The 18,715-nt window shown below is 71.5% G+C and carries 18 protein-coding genes; 8 read left to right on the top strand and 10 right to left on the bottom strand.

Going from position 1 to position 18,715, the window contains the following annotated elements:
• Positions 1-38 precede the first annotated feature (38 nt).
• A complete protein-coding gene (locus tag BLQ49_RS13990) occupies positions 39-1,022 on the top strand; it encodes a GlxA family transcriptional regulator (RefSeq protein WP_091716576.1) in 984 nt (327 codons plus the stop codon).
• Here the strand turns inward: BLQ49_RS13990 and BLQ49_RS13985 are convergent, their stop codons facing one another.
• From BLQ49_RS13985 to rimO, 5 genes are all read right to left on the bottom strand, one after another.
• Complete coding sequence (locus tag BLQ49_RS13985) at positions 1,023-1,376, bottom strand: endonuclease domain-containing protein (protein WP_091716574.1); 354 nt, start codon at positions 1,374-1,376, stop codon at positions 1,023-1,025. It abuts the gene before it with no gap.
• Positions 1,377-1,803: 427 nt separating this feature from the next.
• The gene (locus BLQ49_RS13980; protein ID WP_091716572.1) at positions 1,804-2,853 is read right to left on the bottom strand and encodes an HpcH/HpaI aldolase/citrate lyase family protein; all 1,050 of its coding nucleotides are present in this window, start codon (positions 2,851-2,853) and stop codon (positions 1,804-1,806) included.
• 112 nt (positions 2,854-2,965) lie between these two features.
• Positions 2,966-4,261, bottom strand: a complete 1,296-nt coding sequence (locus tag BLQ49_RS13975; RefSeq protein ID WP_091716570.1) for a DUF2778 domain-containing protein — start codon at positions 4,259-4,261, stop codon at positions 2,966-2,968.
• 176 nt (positions 4,262-4,437) lie between these two features.
• Positions 4,438-5,778 (bottom strand): AmpG family muropeptide MFS transporter, encoded by a 1,341-nt coding sequence (locus BLQ49_RS13970; protein ID WP_091716568.1) that lies wholly within the window; start codon positions 5,776-5,778, stop codon positions 4,438-4,440.
• A 104-nt stretch (positions 5,779-5,882) separates the two neighbouring features.
• Positions 5,883-7,250: a 30S ribosomal protein S12 methylthiotransferase RimO gene (gene rimO, locus BLQ49_RS13965; RefSeq protein ID WP_091716566.1), complete on the bottom strand. Its 1,368-nt coding sequence runs from the start codon at positions 7,248-7,250 to the stop codon at positions 5,883-5,885.
• 373 nt (positions 7,251-7,623) lie between these two features.
• On the opposite strand from rimO, the gene pabB reads away from it, so the two are divergent.
• The 6 genes from pabB (at position 7,624) to BLQ49_RS13935 (ending at position 13,667) form a co-directional block, all read left to right on the top strand.
• On the top strand, positions 7,624-8,994 hold the full coding sequence (gene pabB, locus BLQ49_RS13960) for an aminodeoxychorismate synthase component I (RefSeq protein ID WP_091716564.1): 1,371 nt from the start codon (positions 7,624-7,626) through the stop codon (positions 8,992-8,994).
• The gene (locus BLQ49_RS13955; protein ID WP_091716562.1) at positions 8,991-9,605 is read left to right on the top strand and encodes an anthranilate synthase component II; all 615 of its coding nucleotides are present in this window, start codon (positions 8,991-8,993) and stop codon (positions 9,603-9,605) included. Before pabB ends, BLQ49_RS13955 begins: the two co-directional genes overlap by 4 nt.
• Positions 9,592-10,443 (top strand): aminotransferase class IV, encoded by an 852-nt coding sequence (locus BLQ49_RS13950; protein ID WP_091716560.1) that lies wholly within the window; start codon positions 9,592-9,594, stop codon positions 10,441-10,443. The genes BLQ49_RS13955 and BLQ49_RS13950 overlap by 14 nt, the downstream gene beginning before the upstream one ends.
• Positions 10,440-10,895 (top strand): DoxX family protein, encoded by a 456-nt coding sequence (locus tag BLQ49_RS13945; protein ID WP_091716558.1) that lies wholly within the window; start codon positions 10,440-10,442, stop codon positions 10,893-10,895. Before BLQ49_RS13950 ends, BLQ49_RS13945 begins: the two co-directional genes overlap by 4 nt.
• Before the next feature lie 188 nt (positions 10,896-11,083).
• Positions 11,084-11,617 (top strand): YciE/YciF ferroxidase family protein, encoded by a 534-nt coding sequence (locus BLQ49_RS13940; protein WP_091716556.1) that lies wholly within the window; start codon positions 11,084-11,086, stop codon positions 11,615-11,617.
• Positions 11,618-11,969: 352 nt separating this feature from the next.
• On the top strand, positions 11,970-13,667 hold the full coding sequence (locus tag BLQ49_RS13935) for a methyl-accepting chemotaxis protein (RefSeq protein WP_091716553.1): 1,698 nt from the start codon (positions 11,970-11,972) through the stop codon (positions 13,665-13,667).
• A gap of 30 nt (positions 13,668-13,697) precedes the next feature.
• Here the strand turns inward: BLQ49_RS13935 and BLQ49_RS13930 are convergent, their stop codons facing one another.
• The 5 genes from BLQ49_RS13930 to BLQ49_RS13910 form a co-directional block, all read right to left on the bottom strand.
• Complete coding sequence (locus tag BLQ49_RS13930) at positions 13,698-14,039, bottom strand: hypothetical protein (RefSeq protein WP_091716551.1); 342 nt, start codon at positions 14,037-14,039, stop codon at positions 13,698-13,700.
• Between the two features lie 195 nt (positions 14,040-14,234).
• Positions 14,235-15,110, bottom strand: a complete 876-nt coding sequence (mazG, locus tag BLQ49_RS13925) for a nucleoside triphosphate pyrophosphohydrolase (RefSeq protein ID WP_091716549.1) — start codon at positions 15,108-15,110, stop codon at positions 14,235-14,237.
• Positions 15,111-15,172: 62 nt separating this feature from the next.
• Positions 15,173-15,406, bottom strand: a complete 234-nt coding sequence (locus BLQ49_RS13920; RefSeq protein ID WP_091716547.1) for a hypothetical protein — start codon at positions 15,404-15,406, stop codon at positions 15,173-15,175.
• A gap of 57 nt (positions 15,407-15,463) precedes the next feature.
• Positions 15,464-15,709, bottom strand: coding sequence for a hypothetical protein (locus BLQ49_RS13915; protein ID WP_091716545.1), 246 nt, complete (start codon positions 15,707-15,709; stop codon positions 15,464-15,466).
• A 93-nt stretch (positions 15,710-15,802) separates the two neighbouring features.
• A complete protein-coding gene (locus BLQ49_RS13910) occupies positions 15,803-17,683 on the bottom strand; it encodes a glycosyltransferase (protein ID WP_091716544.1) in 1,881 nt (626 codons plus the stop codon).
• Positions 17,684-17,726: 43 nt separating this feature from the next.
• Here BLQ49_RS13910 and BLQ49_RS13905 point away from each other — a divergent pair, with 43 nt between their 5' ends.
• Positions 17,727-18,692, top strand: coding sequence for a transporter substrate-binding domain-containing protein (locus BLQ49_RS13905; RefSeq protein ID WP_091716542.1), 966 nt, complete (start codon positions 17,727-17,729; stop codon positions 18,690-18,692).
• Positions 18,693-18,715 lie beyond the last annotated feature (23 nt).

Raw genomic sequence — 18,715 nt, 5'->3', positions numbered from 1 at the left:
TGGACAGGGCTACCCTACCGCGTCACGCTCTGGCACGAATGACAAAGAGCCCTCGTTTTCCGCCAGATGCCCCACGGGTCGTGGAGGTTCTGGCGTTCCCGGCGGTGCAGCTCCTCGACGTCGCGGGGCCGCTCCAGGTCTTTGCCACCGCCAACGAGCGGGGTGGGGTCGGCCAACCTTACGCACCGCGGGTGATCGCGGCGGGCGAGCCGAACCTGACAGCCTCGGCGGGCCTACGGCTGGTGGCCGAGCCGCTGCCGGGCGACGACACGCTGGTCGACACCCTGGTGATCGCGGGTGGCCCCGGCGTCCTGGCGGCCTGCGACGATGCAGAACTGGTCGCCTGGGTGCGGGCGCGGGCCGGCCGGGCGCGCCGGGTCGCCTCGGTCTGCACCGGGGCGTTCCTGCTGGGCGCGGCCGGGCTCCTCGACGGGCGGCGGGCCGTGACCCACTGGCAGCATTGCGCGGCGCTGGCGGCGCGCTATCCCCGGATCCGGGTCGAGCCGGACCCGATCTTCGTGCGCGACGGCCCGGTCTGGTCCTCGGCGGGGGTCACGGCGGGGATCGACCTGGCGCTCGCACTGGTCGAGGCGGATCTGGGTCGGCCGATCGCCCTGGCGGTGGCCCGCCACCTCGTGATGTTCCTGAAGCGTCCGGGGGGCCAAGCGCAGTTCAGCGCGGTGCTGGCGCTCCAGGCGGGGGAGGAGCGGTTCGGGCGGCTGCATGCCTACATCACGGAGAACCTGTCGGGCGATCTCTCGCTGCCGGCGCTGGCTGCGGCGGCGGGGATGAGCGAACGCAGCCTCAGCCGGCACTATCGCGAGGCGACCGGCCTCGCCCCGGCCAAGGCCGTGGAGCGCCTGCGGGTCGAGGCGGCCCGGCGGGCGCTCGCCGAGACCACGCAGCCGGTGAAGCGCATCGCTCAGGTTTGCGGCTTCGGCTCCGAGGAGACGATGCGGCGGAGCTTTTTACGGCATGTCGCGGCGACGCCGCAGGAGTACCGGGCGCGATTCGGGGCGTGATCACACGGTATTGCGGCGTTCGAGGGCCGCGAGGATCGTTTCGCGCACGCCGTCGCGATTCTCATGGATGTCCGTATTCGTGATGCGCAGCAGGGTGAAGCCGCAGGCTTCGATGTGCTTGGTCCGCTCGGCATCCCGGGCAATCTCGGCCGTCGTGGAATGCGTCGCCCCATCGACTTCGACGATGAGTTTGGCCTCGGTGCAGACGAAGTCGACGATGAACTGGTCGATCGGGTGCTGACGGCGGAACTTCCAGCCGTTGAGCGCGCGGTTGCGCACCACGCGCCAGAGCTTGGCCTCGGCCGACGTCTGCGTGCGACGCAGGTGGCGGGCTCGCGGGATGGATCGGGTCACCGCTTGGCTCCGGCAACGCAGTTGCGGATCCAGGGGTGATACGGTGTCCCAGCTTGCGCGAGCCTGATCCCGATGACCTATCCGGCGCCCATGGCGCCACCCGTTCCGAACAGCGCGCAGGTCCCCTCGCCTGTGGGGTGACGATACTCATAGATCCCAGGTGAACACCGGCGTCGATGACGGACCGCGACCTGCCCCCTCTCCCGTGCGGGAGAGGGTTGGGGTGAGGGACGAGAACGCTCAGGATAGGGCACGCCATCGACGCGGGGTCAGGTCACGCCTCATCCGGACAGACCTGATCCCTCACCCTATCCCTCTCCCGCACGGGAGAGGGGACCCGCGCTCGGTCCTGGACCGGCGTGTCCGGATTTGATGAGTGATCCGCAAGCCAGCACGGGAGAGCGAGCCTCGCGAGCCCACCCCCCGCTCACCCCAGCTGATACACAGCCGCCAGCTCCGGGTCCTTCGCGGCGACGAGCTTGGCCAGATCCACGATGACCTTGGCCTGCTTCCACGTGGCGTCGTCCTGCATCTTGCCGTCGAGCATCACGGCGCCGGTGCCGTCCGGCATCGCGGCGACGATCCGGGCCGCGAAGGCCACCTCGGCCGGGTCCGGGGCGAAGACTTTCTTGGCGATCGCCACCTGGCTCGGATGCAGCGTCCAGGCGCCGGCGCAGCCCATCAGGAAGGCGTTGCGGAACTGCGCCTCGCAGGCATCGCCATCGGAGAAATCGCCGAACGGGCCGTAGAAGGCCTTGATGCCGTTCGCCATGCAGGCATCGACCATCTTGGCGATCGTGTAGTGCCAGAGATCCTGCTGCGCCGCCGCCCGGGGCGCGTCGCCCGCGGGATCGCTGAGCACCCGGTAATCCGGATGGCCGCCGCCGACCCGGGTGGTCTTCATGCCGCGCGACGCCGCGAGATCCGCCGGGCCGAGGCTCATCCCGTGCATCCGCGGCGAGGCCGACGCGATGGCGTCGACATTGGCCACGCCCTCGGCGGTCTCCAGGATCGCGTGGACCAGGATCGGCTTCGTCACCCCGTGGCGCGCCTCGAGCTGGGCGAGCAATTGGTCGATGTAGTGGATGTCCCAGGGCCCCTCGACCTTGGGCACCATCACGACGTCGAGCTTGTTGCCGACCTCGGCCACGATCGTGAACAGGTCGTCCAAGATCCAGGGCGAGTTGAGGGCGTTGATCCGGGTCCAGAGGCCGGTGCCGGTGGCGGCGAAATCGGTGGCCTGCGCCATGGCGACGAAGCCCTTGCGGGCCGCCTCCTTCTGGTCGGCGGGGACCGCGTCCTCCAGGTTGCCCAAAACCACGTCGACCGTGCCGGCGAGCTCCGGCACCCGGGCGCGGACCTTGTCGTTGTGCGGCGGCACGAAGTGGATCATCCGCTCCAGCCGCACCGGCAGATCGCGGAACGGGGCCGGGGCGCCGGTGGCGAGCGGCTGGAAGAAGCGGCGGGGCAGTTTCATCGGGTGCCTCTTGTCGGGGGCTGGCGTCTGGCCCCGTTAAGGCAGGCTTGGGCGGGCGCGTAAAGCCGCCGCGCCCGGTTCGCCCCTCCGACTTTCGGCGCAGCCGATCGTCTCAGCCCCGCCCGCCCCCGCGCTCGCCCATGCCGACCCGGCCGAACAGGCCGCCGTCGCCGGCCACCACCACGAGGCGCCGGACCTCGCCCCGCAGGAAGGCCTGGAGGAAGCGGTTGTAGTCGCGGAACGAGACGCAGCCGTTCGAGGCGCCGGGCTGGCGCAGCATGTAGGTGTGAGCGAGCAGGCCGTCGCGGCCGTGGATCGACCCGCTGCCGCCCACCGGGGTGAGGCGGATGGCGCGCACCCCGTGGAACAGGCGCTCGCGCTTGGTCAGCATGTAGGTGCCCGGCGGCGTCGAGCCGCGCATGCGCAGATGGACGAAGCGCGGGCTGTCCATGGCCTCGCCGAGGCCGGAATGGGCTTCCAGCACCTCGCCGGAGGGGAGCGTCACCGTCCGGGCGGTGATGTCGTAGACCGCCGTGCCGGCGACCGAGTCGGGCTCCGGGCTGATCCGGGTGCGCGGGGCCGCCTGCGGCAGCGTGTCGGGGCTGGCATAGGCCAGGGCCTGACGCGGCTCCTGCCGGGGCGCAGCGGCCCCGACGCCGAACAGCTTCTCGAAGAAGGACGGCTCCTCCGCCATGGCGGCGCGGAACACGTCGCGGGTGCGGGGCAGGGCGCGGGCCGCGACCCGAGCCGGCGGGGCGGCCCGCGGGGCCGCGGGCTGCGGCCGCAGCTCGGCCGGGCGGGCCACCGGCAGCGGCACCAGGGTGGGGGCGAGCGCGGCGGGCGTCGGCTCGGCGGCAGCGAGCCGCAGGGGCGCGGGCGCCGGCTCGGACGCGGCCTGCGCGGTCCGGATCCGGTCGGCCTTGATCTGCTCGGTCTTGATCTGCTCGGCTTTGATCTGCTCGGCCTGGGCGACCTGCCGGGCGATCTCCCGGACCGCCGGGGACGGCTCGGATGCCGCAACCTGAAACGCGGTCGGCAGCGCGACGCTGCCGAAATCGGTCGCCGCGGCCGAGCCCAGGGCGGGGCTGGGGTCGAGCATCCAGGCGATGTTCGGCTGCGGCGCCACGTGCGGCGCGGTGGCCAGGGCCGGCCGCAGCGCGGGGATCTCGGCAGGGCCGGGGCCCTGCGGCTGGCTGAGGATCGCCCAGCCGGCCAGGGTCACGGCCGTCAGGCCGATGAGCCCCGTCAGCCGGGCCCGGCGGCGGGCGCGCCGCATGGCGCTGGGGTAGGGCGCCCGGGTGCGGGCGACCGGATCGTAGGGGGTCTCCACGTAGACGATGCGCTGGGGCGCCGTCCGCACGGGCTCCGCGACGCGGTACGCGGTTCGGGACAACGCAGCCTGGGCCATTCGGGGAACTCGCCTACGCGCTTCCCTGCGGGCAGCCGCCGCCGTTCGCCCGCGGACGCCGTGTCCGCACGCGTGGCCTGGGTTGCCCAACTGGGAAGGACATCAACCGTCCGTCCCATTAAGCGGCCTTATGGTTAAGTCTTGCTGAAGACGGGCACGCCGCCGCGAATACGCGTTCAGGACGCCTCCGCGGGAGACTCCATCGGTGCGTCCATCGGACCATGCCGGCGCGCGACCAGCAGGCAGAGCAGGGCCACCGGCACGCCGATCAGGGACGTGCCGATGAAGAACCATGGGAACCCGGTCCACTCGATCACGAAGCCCGAGAACCCGGCGAGCAGGCTGCCCGGCAGGGCGCAGAGCGAGGTCAGAAGGGCATACTGGCTCGCCGCGTGCGCAGTGGCCGAGAGCCGGGACATGTAGGTGATCAGCACGATCGACGCGAAGGCGTAGGCAAAACCGTCGATCCCGACGGTCGCCGCGAAGGTCCAGAATGCCGCGCCGCCATGGCCGCCGTGCCACGCGAGATAGGCGAGCGCGAGGTGCGAGGCCGAAGCCGTGACGGTGCCGATCAGCAGGCTCGCCATCATGCCGATCCGCGGGATGATGGCGCTCGCCAGGAAGGTGCCGCCGAGCGCGATCCAGAAGCCGAACAGCTTGGTCACCGTGGCGATGTCGGTGTTGGAATAGCCGAGCGTCTTGAACAGCGGGATCGCCATGGCGTTCGAGACGTAGCCGGGCATCCGGAAGCCCGCGACCAGCGCCAGAACCGGGACGGCCAGCGGCCCGAGCCGGGCCAGCAGGTCACGGATCGGGGCCCAGACGGTCTCGACGAAGCCGCCGCTCGCCGGCGTCCCGGGGGCAGGGGGCTCCGGCGCCAGCAGGGCCGCGATCGTGCCGGGGGCCATGAGCGCGGCCATGCACAGATAGGCGGCGCGCCAGCCATACGCGTCGGAGAGGTAGAGGGCGCCGGCGCCCGCCGCGAGGTTGCCGATCCGGTAGCCGATCTCCGACCACGACGACATCAGCGCCTGCTGCTCCGGGGGCGCGGCGGTGATGCGCCAGCCGTCGATCACCACGTCCTGGGTGGCGCCCGCGACGCCGAGCGCCAGGGAGAACGCCACCGTCCAGGCGAGCCAATGGGCCGGATCGCCGAAGGCGACGCCCGCGAGCGCCAGCGCCACCAGGATCTGGGTGGCGACGATCCAGCCGCGGCGCCGCCCGAGCCAGCGGCCCAGCAGGGGCGCGTCGTGCCGGTCGAGGAAGGGGGCCCAGAGGAACTTCAGCTTGTACGCGATGGTGAGCTCGCTCATCAGCCCGATCGTGGCGAGCGGCACCTTGGCCTGGACGAGCCAGGCCGATTGCGTCGCGTAGACGAGCAGGAACGGGATGCCCTGCGCGAAGCCGAGGCCCAGCACCGCGGCGACCCGTCGGTCGGTGAACAGGGGCGTGAGGAAGGCGCCTGTCTGGGCTTTCACCGGCTCGGGCGCGCCGGTGACCTGCGCCGGGTTTGCCATCCACGCACCTCCTGAGCCTCGGGGAACGAGAGCGCCGTGATGGATGAGGCGTGCAACACGCACGCGACCGCCCTCATCCGAAGAGGCCCGCGCGGCGTCCCGCCTCAGGCCACGCTGCCGTAGAGGTCGTAGGCCTCGGCCCGGTCCACCTTCACGGTGACGATGTCGCCGACCCGCACCGGGCGCCGGAAGGCGGCGTGGACCGTGCCGTCGATCTCCGGCGCGTCGGCCTTGGACCGGCCCCGGGCCACCCCGCCCTCGACGGCATCGACGATGATGGGCAGCCGCTTGCCGACCTTGGCCCGCTGCAGCCGGAGCGCGATGCCGTTCTGCGTCTCCATGAACCGGCGCTTGCGCTCGGCCTTCACCGCCGGCGGCACGAGGTCGCCCAGCGCGTTGGCGGTGGCGCCGGCCACCGGCTCGTACTCGAAGCAGCCGACCCGATCGAGCTTGGCCTCCTGCAGCCAGGCCAGCAGCTCCTCGAACTCGGCCTCAGTCTCGCCGGGGAAGCCGACGATGAAGGTCGAGCGGATCGCGAGGTCCGGGCAGATCTGCCGCCAGCTCCGGATGCGGTCGAGCTGGCGCTCCTGGTTGCCGGGCCGGCGCATGCGCTTGAGCACCGAGGGGCTCGCGTGCTGGAGCGGCATGTCGAGGTAGGGGAGCACCTTGCCCTCGGCCATCAGCGGGATGACCTCGTCCACGTGCGGGTAGGGGTAGACGTAGTGCAGCCGCACCCAGGCGCCGAGCTCGCCGAGTTCCTTGGTGAGGTCGTAGAATTTCGCGCGGACCTGACGGTCCTGCCACGGGCTCTCCGCGTAGCGGATATCGACGCCGTAGGCGCTGGTGTCCTGGCTGACGACCAGCAGCTCCTTCACGCCGGCCTTCACCAGCTTCTCCGCCTCGCGCAGCACGTCGGCGGCGGGGCGGCTGACGAGGTTCCCGCGCAAACTCGGGATGATGCAGAAGCTGCAGCGGTTGCTGCACCCCTCCGAGATCTTCAGATAGGCGTAGTGGCGCGGGGTGAGCTTGATCCCCTGCGGCGGCACGAGGTCGAGGAACGGGTCGTGGGCCGGGGGCACCGCCTCGTGGACGGCCGCCACCACCGACTCGTAGGCCTGCGGCCCGGTCACCGCGAGGAGATCGGGATACTTCTCGCGGATTTCCTCCGGCTGCGCGCCCATGCAGCCGGTGACGATGACCCGGCCGTTCTCCGCCATGGCCTCACCGATGGCCGAGAGCGACTCCGCCTTGGCGGAATCGAGGAAGCCGCAGGTGTTGACGATCACCACGTCGGCGCCGTCGTGCCGCCGGGCCAGCTCGTAGCCCTCGGCGCGCAGGTGAGTGAGGATCCGCTCGGAATCGACCAGCGCCTTCGGGCAGCCGAGCGAGACGAACGAGATTTTGGGGGCCGAAGCGATTTTGGGGGCCGAAGCCTTGGTGGCCGGCGGGACAGGGGCTGGCGTGGCGGTCATGGGTGCATTCGACGGGTCGGACGTCGCCCGCGCGTATGGCCGATCAGTCAGCCACACGGAGCGCGAGGACGAGAATTCGGGATCGCGCTCCTATAGCGGTTCCAGTCCGCCGGCGCGAGACCGGCCGCCGCAGGGGTGGCCGGCCCCAGACGCGAGGCTTCGAAGAAACTGGAAATCTGACCGTTTGGCAGGGGCTTGGCGGCGAATCTTAAGGCTACGCGTGAGATTGTGGGGCGTTCGCCCTGCACCTCGGACACATCCCGCCCGCACCCAGCGGTGGTGCCTGCGTGGAACTGACGCTTCCCCCGCGGCATCGCCTGTGCGACGGCAACAGATGATGCACAGCCAGAGGATAGCGGCCCCGAACCAGGCCATGTGGACCCGAGAGATCCCCTTCATCGATCCCGTCGCGGCCGCCGCCCGGTTGCGGTCCCTGCCGGGGCTCGCCTTCCTCGACAGCGCCATGCGGCACGACCCGCTGGGACGCCACTCGATCGTGGCCGCCGACCCGTTCGCACGCTTCCGCTTCCGCGACGGGCGCGCGACCCTGGACGGCGCGCCGGTGCCGGGCGGTCCCTTCGCGGCCCTGCGCGCCTGCCTCACCCCCTATCGGATCGAGCCAGACCCCGAAAACCCCTTCCCGGGCGGGGCGATCGGCTACCTCGCCTACGATCTCGGCGCGGCTTTGGAGCGGGTCGCGGCGCCGGCCCGGCGGGCGGGGCTCACCGACGACATCGCCCTGAACTTCTACGACACGGCCCTGGTGATCGATCAGGCTGCCGGGACGGCCCGGCTCGTCGCCACCGGCTTCCCCACGCTCGAGCCCGCCGCCCGGCAGGCCCGCGCCGCGGCGCGGCTGGCCGCCTTCGCCGACCGGCTCGGCACCGAACCGGCAGAGGCCCCGGGGCAATCCAGAAAACAACTCGCGTGGCACTCGAACTTCGACCGGCAAGGTTATGAGAATGCTGTCGAAAAGGTGCGCGCCTATATCCGCGCCGGCGACATCTACCAGGCCAACATCGCCCAGCGCTTCACCGCCGACCTGCCGGCGGAGTTCGACCCGTTCGCCCTCTACCGGCGCCTGCGCGCCACCAACCCGGCGACCTTCGGGGCCTATCAGGAGTTGGAGGGGCTGACGATCGCCTCGTCCTCGCCCGAGCGCTTCATCCGCCTCGACGGCCGGCACGTGGAGACGCGCCCGATCAAGGGCACCGCCCGCCGCCTCGACGATCCGGAGGCCGACCGGGCGGTGGCCGAAGCGCTCCAGGCGAACGTCAAGGAGCGGGCCGAGAACGTCATGATCGTCGACCTGCTGCGCAACGACCTGTCGCGGGTCTGCGCGCCGGGCAGCGTCGCCGTGCCGACGCTCTGCGGGCTGGAGACCTACGCCAACGTTCACCATCTGGTGTCGGTGGTGACCGGACAACTCCGCGACGGGCTCGACGCCCTCGACCTCCTGGAAGGGACCTTTCCGGGCGGCTCGATCACGGGTGCCCCAAAGATCCGCGCCATGGACATCATCACCGAGATCGAAGGCGACGCGCGGGAACTCTATTGCGGCGCCATCGGCCGGATCGGCTTCGACGGGGCGATGGACACCTCGATCGCGATCCGCACCGTGTTCATGGACGCACATCAGGCGGTGCTTCAGGCCGGGGGCGGGGTGACTCTCCTGTCGGAGCCGGGCCCCGAATACGACGAGACCCTGGCCAAGGCCGCCCGCGTGTTCGAGGCCTTCGCATGATCCTCGTCCTCGACAATTACGACTCGTTCGTCTTCAACGTCGTGCGCTACTTCGAGGAGTTGGGCGAAGAGGTCCGGGTCGTGCGCAACGACGCGCTGGATGTTTCCGGCATCCGGGCGCTCGAACCGGAGGCCCTGGTGGTCTCGCCCGGCCCCTGCACCCCGGCGGAGGCCGGGATCTCGCTGCCGGCGATCCGGGATCTCTCCGGCACGGTGCCGATCCTCGGCGTCTGCCTTGGCCATCAGGCGATCGGCGCGGCCTTCGGCGGCACGGTCGCGCGGGCGCAGCGCCCTCTCCACGGGCAGATGACGCCGATCGCCCATACCGGCGCGCGCCTGTTTTCCGGGCTGCCGGCGCCGATGCCGGTGGGGCGCTACCACTCGCTGGTGGTCAATCCCGGCCCCGAGATGGAGCAGCACCTGTCCGTCGATGCGGTCTCGCAGGAGGGGGAGGTGATGGCGCTCTCGCACCGGACCCACCCGACCTACGGCATCCAGTTCCACCCGGAATCGGTCCTGACCGAGGGCGGCCATGCCCTGTTCGCCAATTTTTTGGGGCTGGCCCGCGCGTGGCGCGAGAAGCCGGAGGAACGCCGCGATGCTGTGGCGTGACGGGGCAATCACCCCCGGGACCACGGCCCCCCTCGACCACACCGACCGCGGCCTGACGCTCGGCGACGGGCTGTTCGACACGGCCCTGGCGCTCGGCGGACGCATTGCCTTCGCGGAGGCCCATATCGCCCGGCTCGTCGCCTCCGCGGAGAATCTCGGGATTCCCGCGGAGGCCGAGCGGATCCGCGCCGCCATGCGGGCGCTGGCCAGCCAGGGTGAGCGGCTGGCGATCCGGACCACGCTCACGCGCGGCTCCGGCCCGCGCGGGCTGAAGCCGCCGGAGGATCCGCACCCGACGCTGTTCGCCACCGCGGCGCCGAGCACGAAGGCCGCGGCCTTCGCGCCCCTGCGCGTCTGGCCGACCGGCATCGCCCGCAACGACACCTCGCCCGCCGCCCGGCTGAAGACGTTGGGCTATGGCGACGCCGTGCTGGCCGCCCGGGAGGCCGCCGCCGCGGGCTTCGACGAGGCGCTGTTCCGCAACACGCGGGGGTGCGTCGCCTGCGCGGGCACCGGCAATCTCTTCGCCCTGTTCGGCACGACCCTGGTCACGCCGCCGCTGGCGGATGGCGTACTCGCCGGGATCGTGCGGGGGGAGGTGCTGGGTCTCGCCGCCGGATGCGGACTGCAGGCCGAGGAACGCTCGCTCGACTTGCCCCAGTTTCTGGGCGCGGACGCCGTGTTCCTGACCAACTCCCTGCGGCTCCTGGCCCCCGTGACCGCCATCGGCGACACCACCTTCCCGGGCGCCGGCCACCCGGCGGTGGCAAGGCTGATGGCGGCCCTGCGCGCCCGCGTCGCCCAAGCCTGCGGCGTCACGGAGGATGCTGTCGCGTGACCGATCAGAGAATCGAGACCGGGCGGCGCCGGCTGCGTTACGGGCTCGCGGCGATCTACCTGTTCATCGGCGTGGTCCATCTCGTGGCGACCGACGCGATGCTGCCGCTCATGCCCGACTGGGTGCCCGAGCCCCGCCTCGTCATCCAGGCCACCGGCCTGTGCGAGCTCGCCGGGGCGATCGGCCTCCTGACGGGCCGGTTCCGCCGGGCCGCCGCGATCGGCCTCGCGCTCTACGCGGTCTGCGTCTACCCGGCGAACCTCAAGCACGCCTTCGAGCACATCCACGTCGAGGGCATCCCGGATTCCTGGTGGTATCACGGGCCGCGGCTCGCCTTTCAGCCGGTCTTCGTCTGGGCGGCGCTCTGGGCCGGCGGGCTGATCGACTGGCCGTTCCGCCGCACCGGAGGATCGGCCGGGGCGCCGATGCCCGCCCCCTCGCGCAACCCCTGATCCAGGGATCTCCGGATCACGGCAACCCTGGATCACAGGATTCCGGGACGCCGACAGCCCGCACGCCGCCGCGCGGAAAAGTTCCTCCACAGGGTGAAGAGATCGGGCGGATACGCCCGGCGGGAGCGGCGTTTGCCGTCCGGAAGCCGCGCACCCGACAGCTTCCCCCCCAAAGGAGACAGACCGCCATGGCCAAGCAGAAGACGCTGCACGACGCCTTCTACGAGACCCTGAAGGACGTCTACTACGCCGAGAAGCAATCCGTGAAAGCGCTCAAGAAGTCCGCCAAGGCGGCCGAGCACGACGAGTTGCGCCAGGCCTTCGAGACCCATGCCGAGGAGAGCGCCCAGCAGGTCGAGCGCCTGACCCAGGTGTTCGAGATCATCGGCAAGCCCGCCCGGGCCAAGACCTGCGAGGCGATGCAGGGCATCGTTTCCGAGATGGAAGAGGATCTGGAGGATTTCGAGGAGAGCCCGGCCGCCGACGCGGTGCTGGCCGCCTGCGCCCAGGCGGTGGAGCATTACGAGATCGCCCGCTACGGCACCCTGAAGACCTGGGCGAGCCAGCTCGGCTACGCGGAGGCCGCCACGCTCCTCGACGAGACCCTGCAGGAGGAGAAGAAGACCGACGCGCTGCTGTCCAAGATCGCCGAGTCGATCAACACCGCCGGCACGCCCGAGGAATCCGAGCCGTCCAAGGGCAAGGGCAAGAAGGCCGCCTGAGCGCGACCGCCCTCCGGCGCCGCCCCGGCGGCGCCGGTCTCGATCGATCCGAGAGGATCAGTTTACGGCAATCCAGGCCTCACCGCAGCGACATCGATCGCAGTCCATGAGCCGAACATATAAGAATTTTACCTCTTATACGCAGTACAGGACCGCAAAGATCGTATATGACGATCATCCCGTGACTTCCGTTTCACATCACTGATCGCCGATACAGACTTGGTGCATTGTTGAGGACAAATATGGGCCGTGCTAGGTCCGCGCCCGGCCAGCATTCGCCGGCCCGGTTCAAACGAGGCCTGCCCTGCAGCGCCGGCGTTGACCGCGCCCGATACTGCCGGACTGATGGTCGATGAAGATTCTCGACAACGTGAAGATCCTTGCGAAGATCGTTGCCCCGCTCGCGATCACGTCCCTCATCGGCGCGATTACCATCTTCTACGCGCTCAGCACGATGCATGCGATCGAGGCGCACGGCAGCTACGTGGCGAATCACCTGACCAGCCGGCTGACAGGCCTGCAGAAGGCCCAGATCCATCTGGGTCATGCCGCGCTCATGAACCGGAACATCATCATCGGAAAACCGGAGGCCGACCGAATCACGTTCAAGACCCACTACGACGAGGCCGCCAAGGCGACTCTCGACGACCTCGATCGCCTCGCCGCCGCGTCGGAATCCGAGGCCGACAGGGCGAAGGTCGCGGCGATTCGCGGGTTCGCCGCCCCGGTGCTCGAACTCGTCGCACGCAGCAACGCCGCGGCCCTCGCCGGCGATCAGGACGCGGCCGTCCGGATCTCGGTGGCGGACGCGCAGACGCTGCGCGAGGGCTTCCACGCGGCGATGCGGGCCTACAGCCGGGAGGTGGAGCAGCGGATCGTCGACGGCCAGCAGGCCATGCAGGCCGAGGTCGAGCAGGCGACCACCATCCTGATCGTCACGTCGGCGGTGGGTCTGCTCATCGCCCTCTGCGTCGCCGGCGGGGTCGCGGTGCTCGGGATCACCCGCCCCCTCGACAGCCTGGTCGCAGCCCTGCAACGCATGGCGGGCGGCGCGATCGACACCACGCTGAAGGAGGCGGCCCGCCGGGACGAGATCGGTGCGGTCGGCCGCGCCGTCGAGGGCATCAAGGCCATGGTCGCCCGCAGCGCCGCCGAGGAGGCGGAGCGCCGGCACGCCGACGAGGCCAACGCCGCCGCGGAGCGCAAGCGCGCCATGATGGACTTGGCCGACGCGTTCGAGCGGGCTGTGGCCGGCATCGTCGGGATGGTCTCGAGCGCCGCCGGTACCCTGGAGGAGACCGCCCGCCGGATGTCGGCGACCGCCCAGGAGACCGCTCAGCAATCCACGCATGTGGCGGCAGCCGCCGAGCAGGCCGCCACCAACGTCAACACGGTGGCGGCGGCCACCGAGGAGCTTGGCAGCTCCATCCAGGAGATCGGCCGGCAGGTGACGGGGTCGACCGACCTCGCCCAGAAGGCCGTCGGCGAGGCCGACCAGACCGCGGCGCTGGTGACGGCACTGAGCGAGACCGCCACCCGGGTGGGTGACGTGGTCGGGCTGATCTCCTCGATCGCCGGGCAGACCAACCTGCTGGCGCTCAACGCCACCATCGAGGCGGCCCGGGCCGGGGAGGCAGGACGCGGCTTCGCGGTGGTCGCCGCGGAGGTCAAGGAACTGGCGAACCAGACCGCCAAGGCCACCGAGGAGATCGCCGGACAGATGTCACAGATCCAGGGTGCGACCGGGGAGGCGGTGGACGCCATCGGGACGATCACGGGCCGCATCCGCGAGATCAACACCGTCGCGGCGGCGATCGCGGCGGCGGTGGAGCAGCAGGGGGCGGCCACCCGGGAAATCGTGCGCAATGTCGGCCAAGCCACGGCCGGAACGCAGCAGGTCACCGGCAACATCGCGGGTGTGGCCCAGGCTTCGGAGCAGACCGGCCGGGCGGCCGATCAGGTGCTCACCGCGGCCACGGACCTGACCCGCCACGCCGAGCAGCTCTCGGGCGAGGTCAACCGGTTCCTGGGCCAGGTGCGGGCGGCCTGAAGCGCGCGTCAGGCCCCCGGCACAACCCCCTCAGTTCGCCTTCTCGATCGCGCTGAGCGGCGTCCAGTAGCAGCGCTCCTCTCCGGCCGCCGGCGCGAGGCAGCCGTAGCTCATCGTCCGGTTCTCCAGCCGGACCTCCTCGCCGGGCTTCCAGGACCGGCATTCGCCGCTGGCGAGGGTGCTTCGCAGGAGCTGCCCGAACCCCGATTCGTCGCCGGCCATGACCAGCTTGAACAGGCGGTCGGTGACCTCCTGCGTGTGGCAGCCGAACCGCCCCTGAAAGATCGTCTCGGCGCTGGCGGGCCGGGACAGGGCAGCCGCGGCGAGGAGCGCGAGGATGGGCAGCGTGATGATGGGGAGGGTGAAGCGCATGGGCGGAAACATATCCACCGGTTGAGACCTGTCGAGCCCTCGGGAGCGCCGTGCCCCGTGCAGGATCGTCGCGCTGTTCCGGGCGTATCGTCCGTTTCCGAAAGCCGCAGGCCCCCGTGCGGGACGAGGCTCCGGAGCCTTTATTTTGACGCGCTCCCGCGCGCCGAACCGGTATCCCCTTCGGCGGCGTGCGCTTTAGCCGGCCTGGTTCGCCTCGTCGCGCTTCACCGCCTGCCACGCAGCCTCCATGGCGGCGAGATCCGAGCGTCCGAGTTCGCCCCCGGCCGCCGCCAGATGCCCCGCCATGGCGGCGAAGCGGCGCTCGAACTTGGCGGTGCCGTCGCGGAGCGCCGTCTCCGGATCGATCCCCGCATGCCGGGCGAGGTTGGCCACCGAGAACAGCAGGTCGCCGATCTCGTCCGCAACCGCGCGCTGATCGCCCGCCGCCAGGGCCTCGGCGACCTCGTCGGTCTCCTCGCGGACCTTGTCGATCACCTGGGCGGCGTTGTCCCAGTCGAACCCGTAGCCGGCCGCCCGCCGGGAGATCTTTTCCGCCCGGGCGAGGGCGGGCAATGCCCTGGCGACGCCGCCGAGCGGATCCGGCGCAGACGCCGCGTCCCCGCGCGCCGCGCGTTCCTGCGCCTTGATCGCCGCCCATTGCGCCTCGACCTGCGCCGGGTCGCGCAAAGGCGATCCCTCCGGCAGGAGCGTCCCATCCGGCGCAAAGACGTGCGGATGGCGGCGGACCAGCTTGTCGCCGATGGCGCGGGCCACGTCGTCGAACGCGAAATCGCCCCGCTCCTCGGCCAGGCGAGCCTGGAACACCACCTGGAAGAGCAGGTCGCCGAGTTCATCGCGCAGGTCGTCGCGGTCGCCCCGCGCCACCGCGTCGGCGACCTCGTAGGCCTCCTCGATCGTGTAGGGAACGATGGTGGCGGGTGTCTGCGCCACGTCCCAGGCGCAGCCGCGGACGGGATCGCGCAGGGCCGCCATCAGGCGCAGAAGCCTGTCCAGGGGCGTCTGCGGCGCCCCAGCCGCACCGGATCGGCCCGTGTCGCGTATCTCGCTCATGCTGGCGGGTTAGAGCATGATCCGGCAAAGGGAAATCCGCCGGGCACGGCCTGTGGCGCCCGTCAGGTCCGGGCGTCCCGCTCGCGCACCTGCTCGGCCTGGAGGGCATTGAGGTAGCCGGTCAGGCGTCCGCTCACCGCCGGGTCGGCGCATTGCACCCAGAGCGGAGCCGGCAGCGTCCGGATGGGCAGGCGCAGCAGGAACGCCTCGGCCGAGAGGGCCGCCTCCCGCTCGGACGCAGCGGCCAGCAGGCGGGCCCCCGCCTGCGTGCCGATCAGGATCGCGATCGTGGCCATGGTGCTGTTCCACCCCGGGACGACAACGACGCGAGAGCCCGAAGCGTTGCGCCGGCTTCAGCTCGTCGGCCGGACGCAGAGCGGTTCCCGGGCGAGCGCGAGGCTGGACGACCACAGGATCCGCCCGCCCGGATCCGTCAGCACCGCCCCGGTCAGGAGCATCCCGGCGGCCTGGCGGCAGAGGTCCCGGGCCTTCAGGATCGCGGCCTCCGCATCGGCCGCCTCCAGGCTGTCGCTGGCGAAGGCAAGGCCGCAGCGGCCGTCCGCGTGCTCCAGGGTGCGGCGGAGACGATAGGCCGGCATCGCTCTGACCCCTCCGCCACTGAATCATCGGCCACCCGCGGCGCGGGCAGCCTCACAACATAGGTGGGCCCCGCCGCCCGTTCCTGATCCAGATCAAGGAACAACGCGTTTTCCGAGGGCCCGCCCCGCGCCGGTGCGCTCAGGATGTCGCGGCCGGCCGCTCAGGGACGTGCGCGCCAGACCGTGCTGGGTTTTGTTCCAGCGCTGCGGGGCGCGGATCAGTTCGATCAGCGCCAGCCACGCGGCCAAGCTGACCAGCAAGTAATAGATCGGCATCCACGGGACCGACTGGGCGAGGTCGCCCCAGCCGCGGCGGGCGCAGCCGAGCAGGGCGGGCAGCACCAGGGCACTGAGCCCCAGCCCGAACAGGGTGATGGCGAGGCCGGTATCGAGATTGTCCAGGAAGACCGGCGCGGCCGGGATCTCGCGGATCAGGAAGGTCCAAGCGGCCGCGGCGAGGCAGACCGGATAGGCGAGCGCCGAAGCCACCGTCCCGGGAACCAGGGCCGCGGCGCAGAGCGCCTCCAGCCCGCCGAGGCTGCGCGCGTTGGATAGCGGGCTGCGCCCGTGGGTGAGGCTCGTCTGGAGGAGGCCCTTCAGCCAGCGGGTGCGCTGGGCGAGCCACGGCCGGAACCGGGCGGGCGCCTCCTCGGCGGTGGAACTCGGCAGGTCGCCGACCGTGTAGCCCGCAAGCGCCAGCCGCATCCCGAGATCGGCATCCTCCGTGACATTGTAGGGGTCCCAACCGCCGAGCGCCCGGAGGACCCGGACCCGCAGGTGCATCGAGGTGCCACCGAGTGGAATCGGCAGGCGGTACCGGGCCAGGGCCGGGTTCAGGACGTCGAACAGCCCCGTATATTCCAGGGCATAGGCCCGGGTGAGACGGGAATCACCGGCATTGTCGATCACGAGCCGTCCCTGGAGGCAGGCGGTCCGCTCAGGGAGACGCGCGAACGCGGCGGCGGCCAGCCGCAACTGCCCGGGATCGGGCTCGTCCTCGGCGTCGTAGACCGTGAGCAGGTCGCCGCGGGCCAGCGGCAGGCCGGCATTGAGCGCCCGCGGCTTGGTGCGGGGCCCGCCCGGTGGCACCGTGATCACCGCGAACCGGGCGGGCAGGGGAATCCGGGCAAGCACCGCCCGGGTCTCCTGATCGTCGTCCTCCAGCAGCAGCTTGATGTCGAGCTTGGCCGGGGGATAGTCCAGGGCGGCCAGGGCCCGGAGCAGGCTCCGCACCACCGCCGCCTCCCGGTAGAGGGGGACGAGCACGGTGTAGACGGGCAAGTCGGCGTCCGCGAGGGGCGGCGCCTCGGCGGTCACCGGAGCCGACACCGCCAGGGCCGCGAGGCGGAAGGTCGTCATCGCCAGGAACAGGCCCTGCGCGGTCAGCACCACCGCGCGGGCGAGGGGCGCCGGCAGCGCGGCGCAGAGGCAGAGCCCCGCCGCGAGGGCGAGGGCCAGGACCATCAGCCAGGCCAGGACCGGCTCGCGCGCGGTCGCACGGCCGGGTGCATGCCGCACCAGGGCCTGTGCCGCGTGATCCGCCACCTGCCCGGGGATCGCGGCGAACACGGCCTCGCGCAGGTGGGTCGGGCTGGTGATGGCCGCCAGGCCCCGGGGCGGATCGCCGAGCAGGACTGCGATCACCCGCCCGGGGGGCGCCAGCACGCAGGGCACATCCAAGCCGGGCGCCAGGGGCGCGAGGCCGGCGACCAGGCTCTCGGGGAAGCGCAGGCCGGGGCCGAACGGGATCGGTCCGTCGAGGTAGGGGACGCCGAGCGCCCGGGCCAGGGCCCGGTAATATGCCGCCTCCTCCATCAGGCCCGCATTCAGGAGCGCGGTCGCCGCATCGGTTCCCGCCCGGGCCGCATCGGCGGCGGCCTGGTGCAGCAGCCGGATCTCGACACCCTCCGCGCGGAGAAAGGCGATCTCCGGCGGTAGATGAGCCCGCGCCGTGGCCGAGCGCTGGGACGACACCGTGCGCTCCCCCGGTCCGTTCAGGACGTGTTAGAGACGGGGGGTGAGCCAGTCCCCGCCCCCGCGCTCCGAGAGGAGCACCGACCCCGTCCGATCGTCAAGAGGCGATAGGAGGGTCATCCCAATCTGGGCCGCAGCGGCCCTGGGCGCCCTGGCATTTTGCGGCAACCCGCGGGCGGGCGCGGCTGCGGCGCCAGCGGAGGCCCAGGCCAACGCCCCCGCCAAACCTGTCGACACCCCCGCCGTCACGGTGCCGGATTTCTGGAACCCGCGCAGCCGCGGCGAGCGGGTGGAGGCGCCCCAGACCGGCCGGGCGGTCCGCTTCCTCACGGACGACGAGTTCCCGCCGCTGCACTTCACCGGCCCCGACGGCAACCCGACGGGTTTCGTGGTCGAGCTCGCCCGCGCGGTCTGCGAGAAGCTGGCGATCACCTGCACGGTGCAGGCGCGCCGCTTCGACACCCTGCTGGACGCGCTCGACAGCAAGCAGGGCGACGTGGTCGCCGCCGCGATCCCCCTGACGGCGAAGCTGCGCGAGAAGTTCTTGGCGACCCGGCCGTATTTCCGCTGGCCGGCGCGGTTCGCGGCGCGGACCGACAAAGGCCTGCCGGTTCCCTCGGCGGCGGCGCTCGCCGGCCGCAGCGTCGGGGTGATGGCCGGCAGCGCGCATGCGGCCTACCTCAAGGCGTTCTTCCCGAAGGCCGTCCCGAAGGACTTCACCGACCTCGCGGCGGCCGAGGGCGCGCTCAAGCGCGGCGAGATCGACTACCTGTTCGCCGACGGCCTGAACCTCGCCCTCTATGTCGGCGGCCAGGACGCGGAAAACTGCTGCGCGCTGATCGGCGGCGACTACCTGGAGAACCGCTATTTCGGGGAGGGGATCGGCCTGATCACCCGCCCGGAGGACGCGGCCCTCTCCCGGGCGCTGGACGATGCGCTCCAGCGGGTCTGGGACGACGGGAAGTATACGGAGCTGTACCTGCGGTTCTTCCCCGTCAGCCCGTTCTGACGGGGGCGAAAGGCTTCCACCGA

This window comes from Methylobacterium phyllostachyos (genome assembly GCF_900103445.1).
GTDB classification, from domain to species: Bacteria; Pseudomonadota; Alphaproteobacteria; order Rhizobiales; family Beijerinckiaceae; genus Methylobacterium; species Methylobacterium phyllostachyos.
Note: the sequence above shows the minus strand (reverse complement) of the source record. Positions and strands in the feature narration are given on the sequence as shown.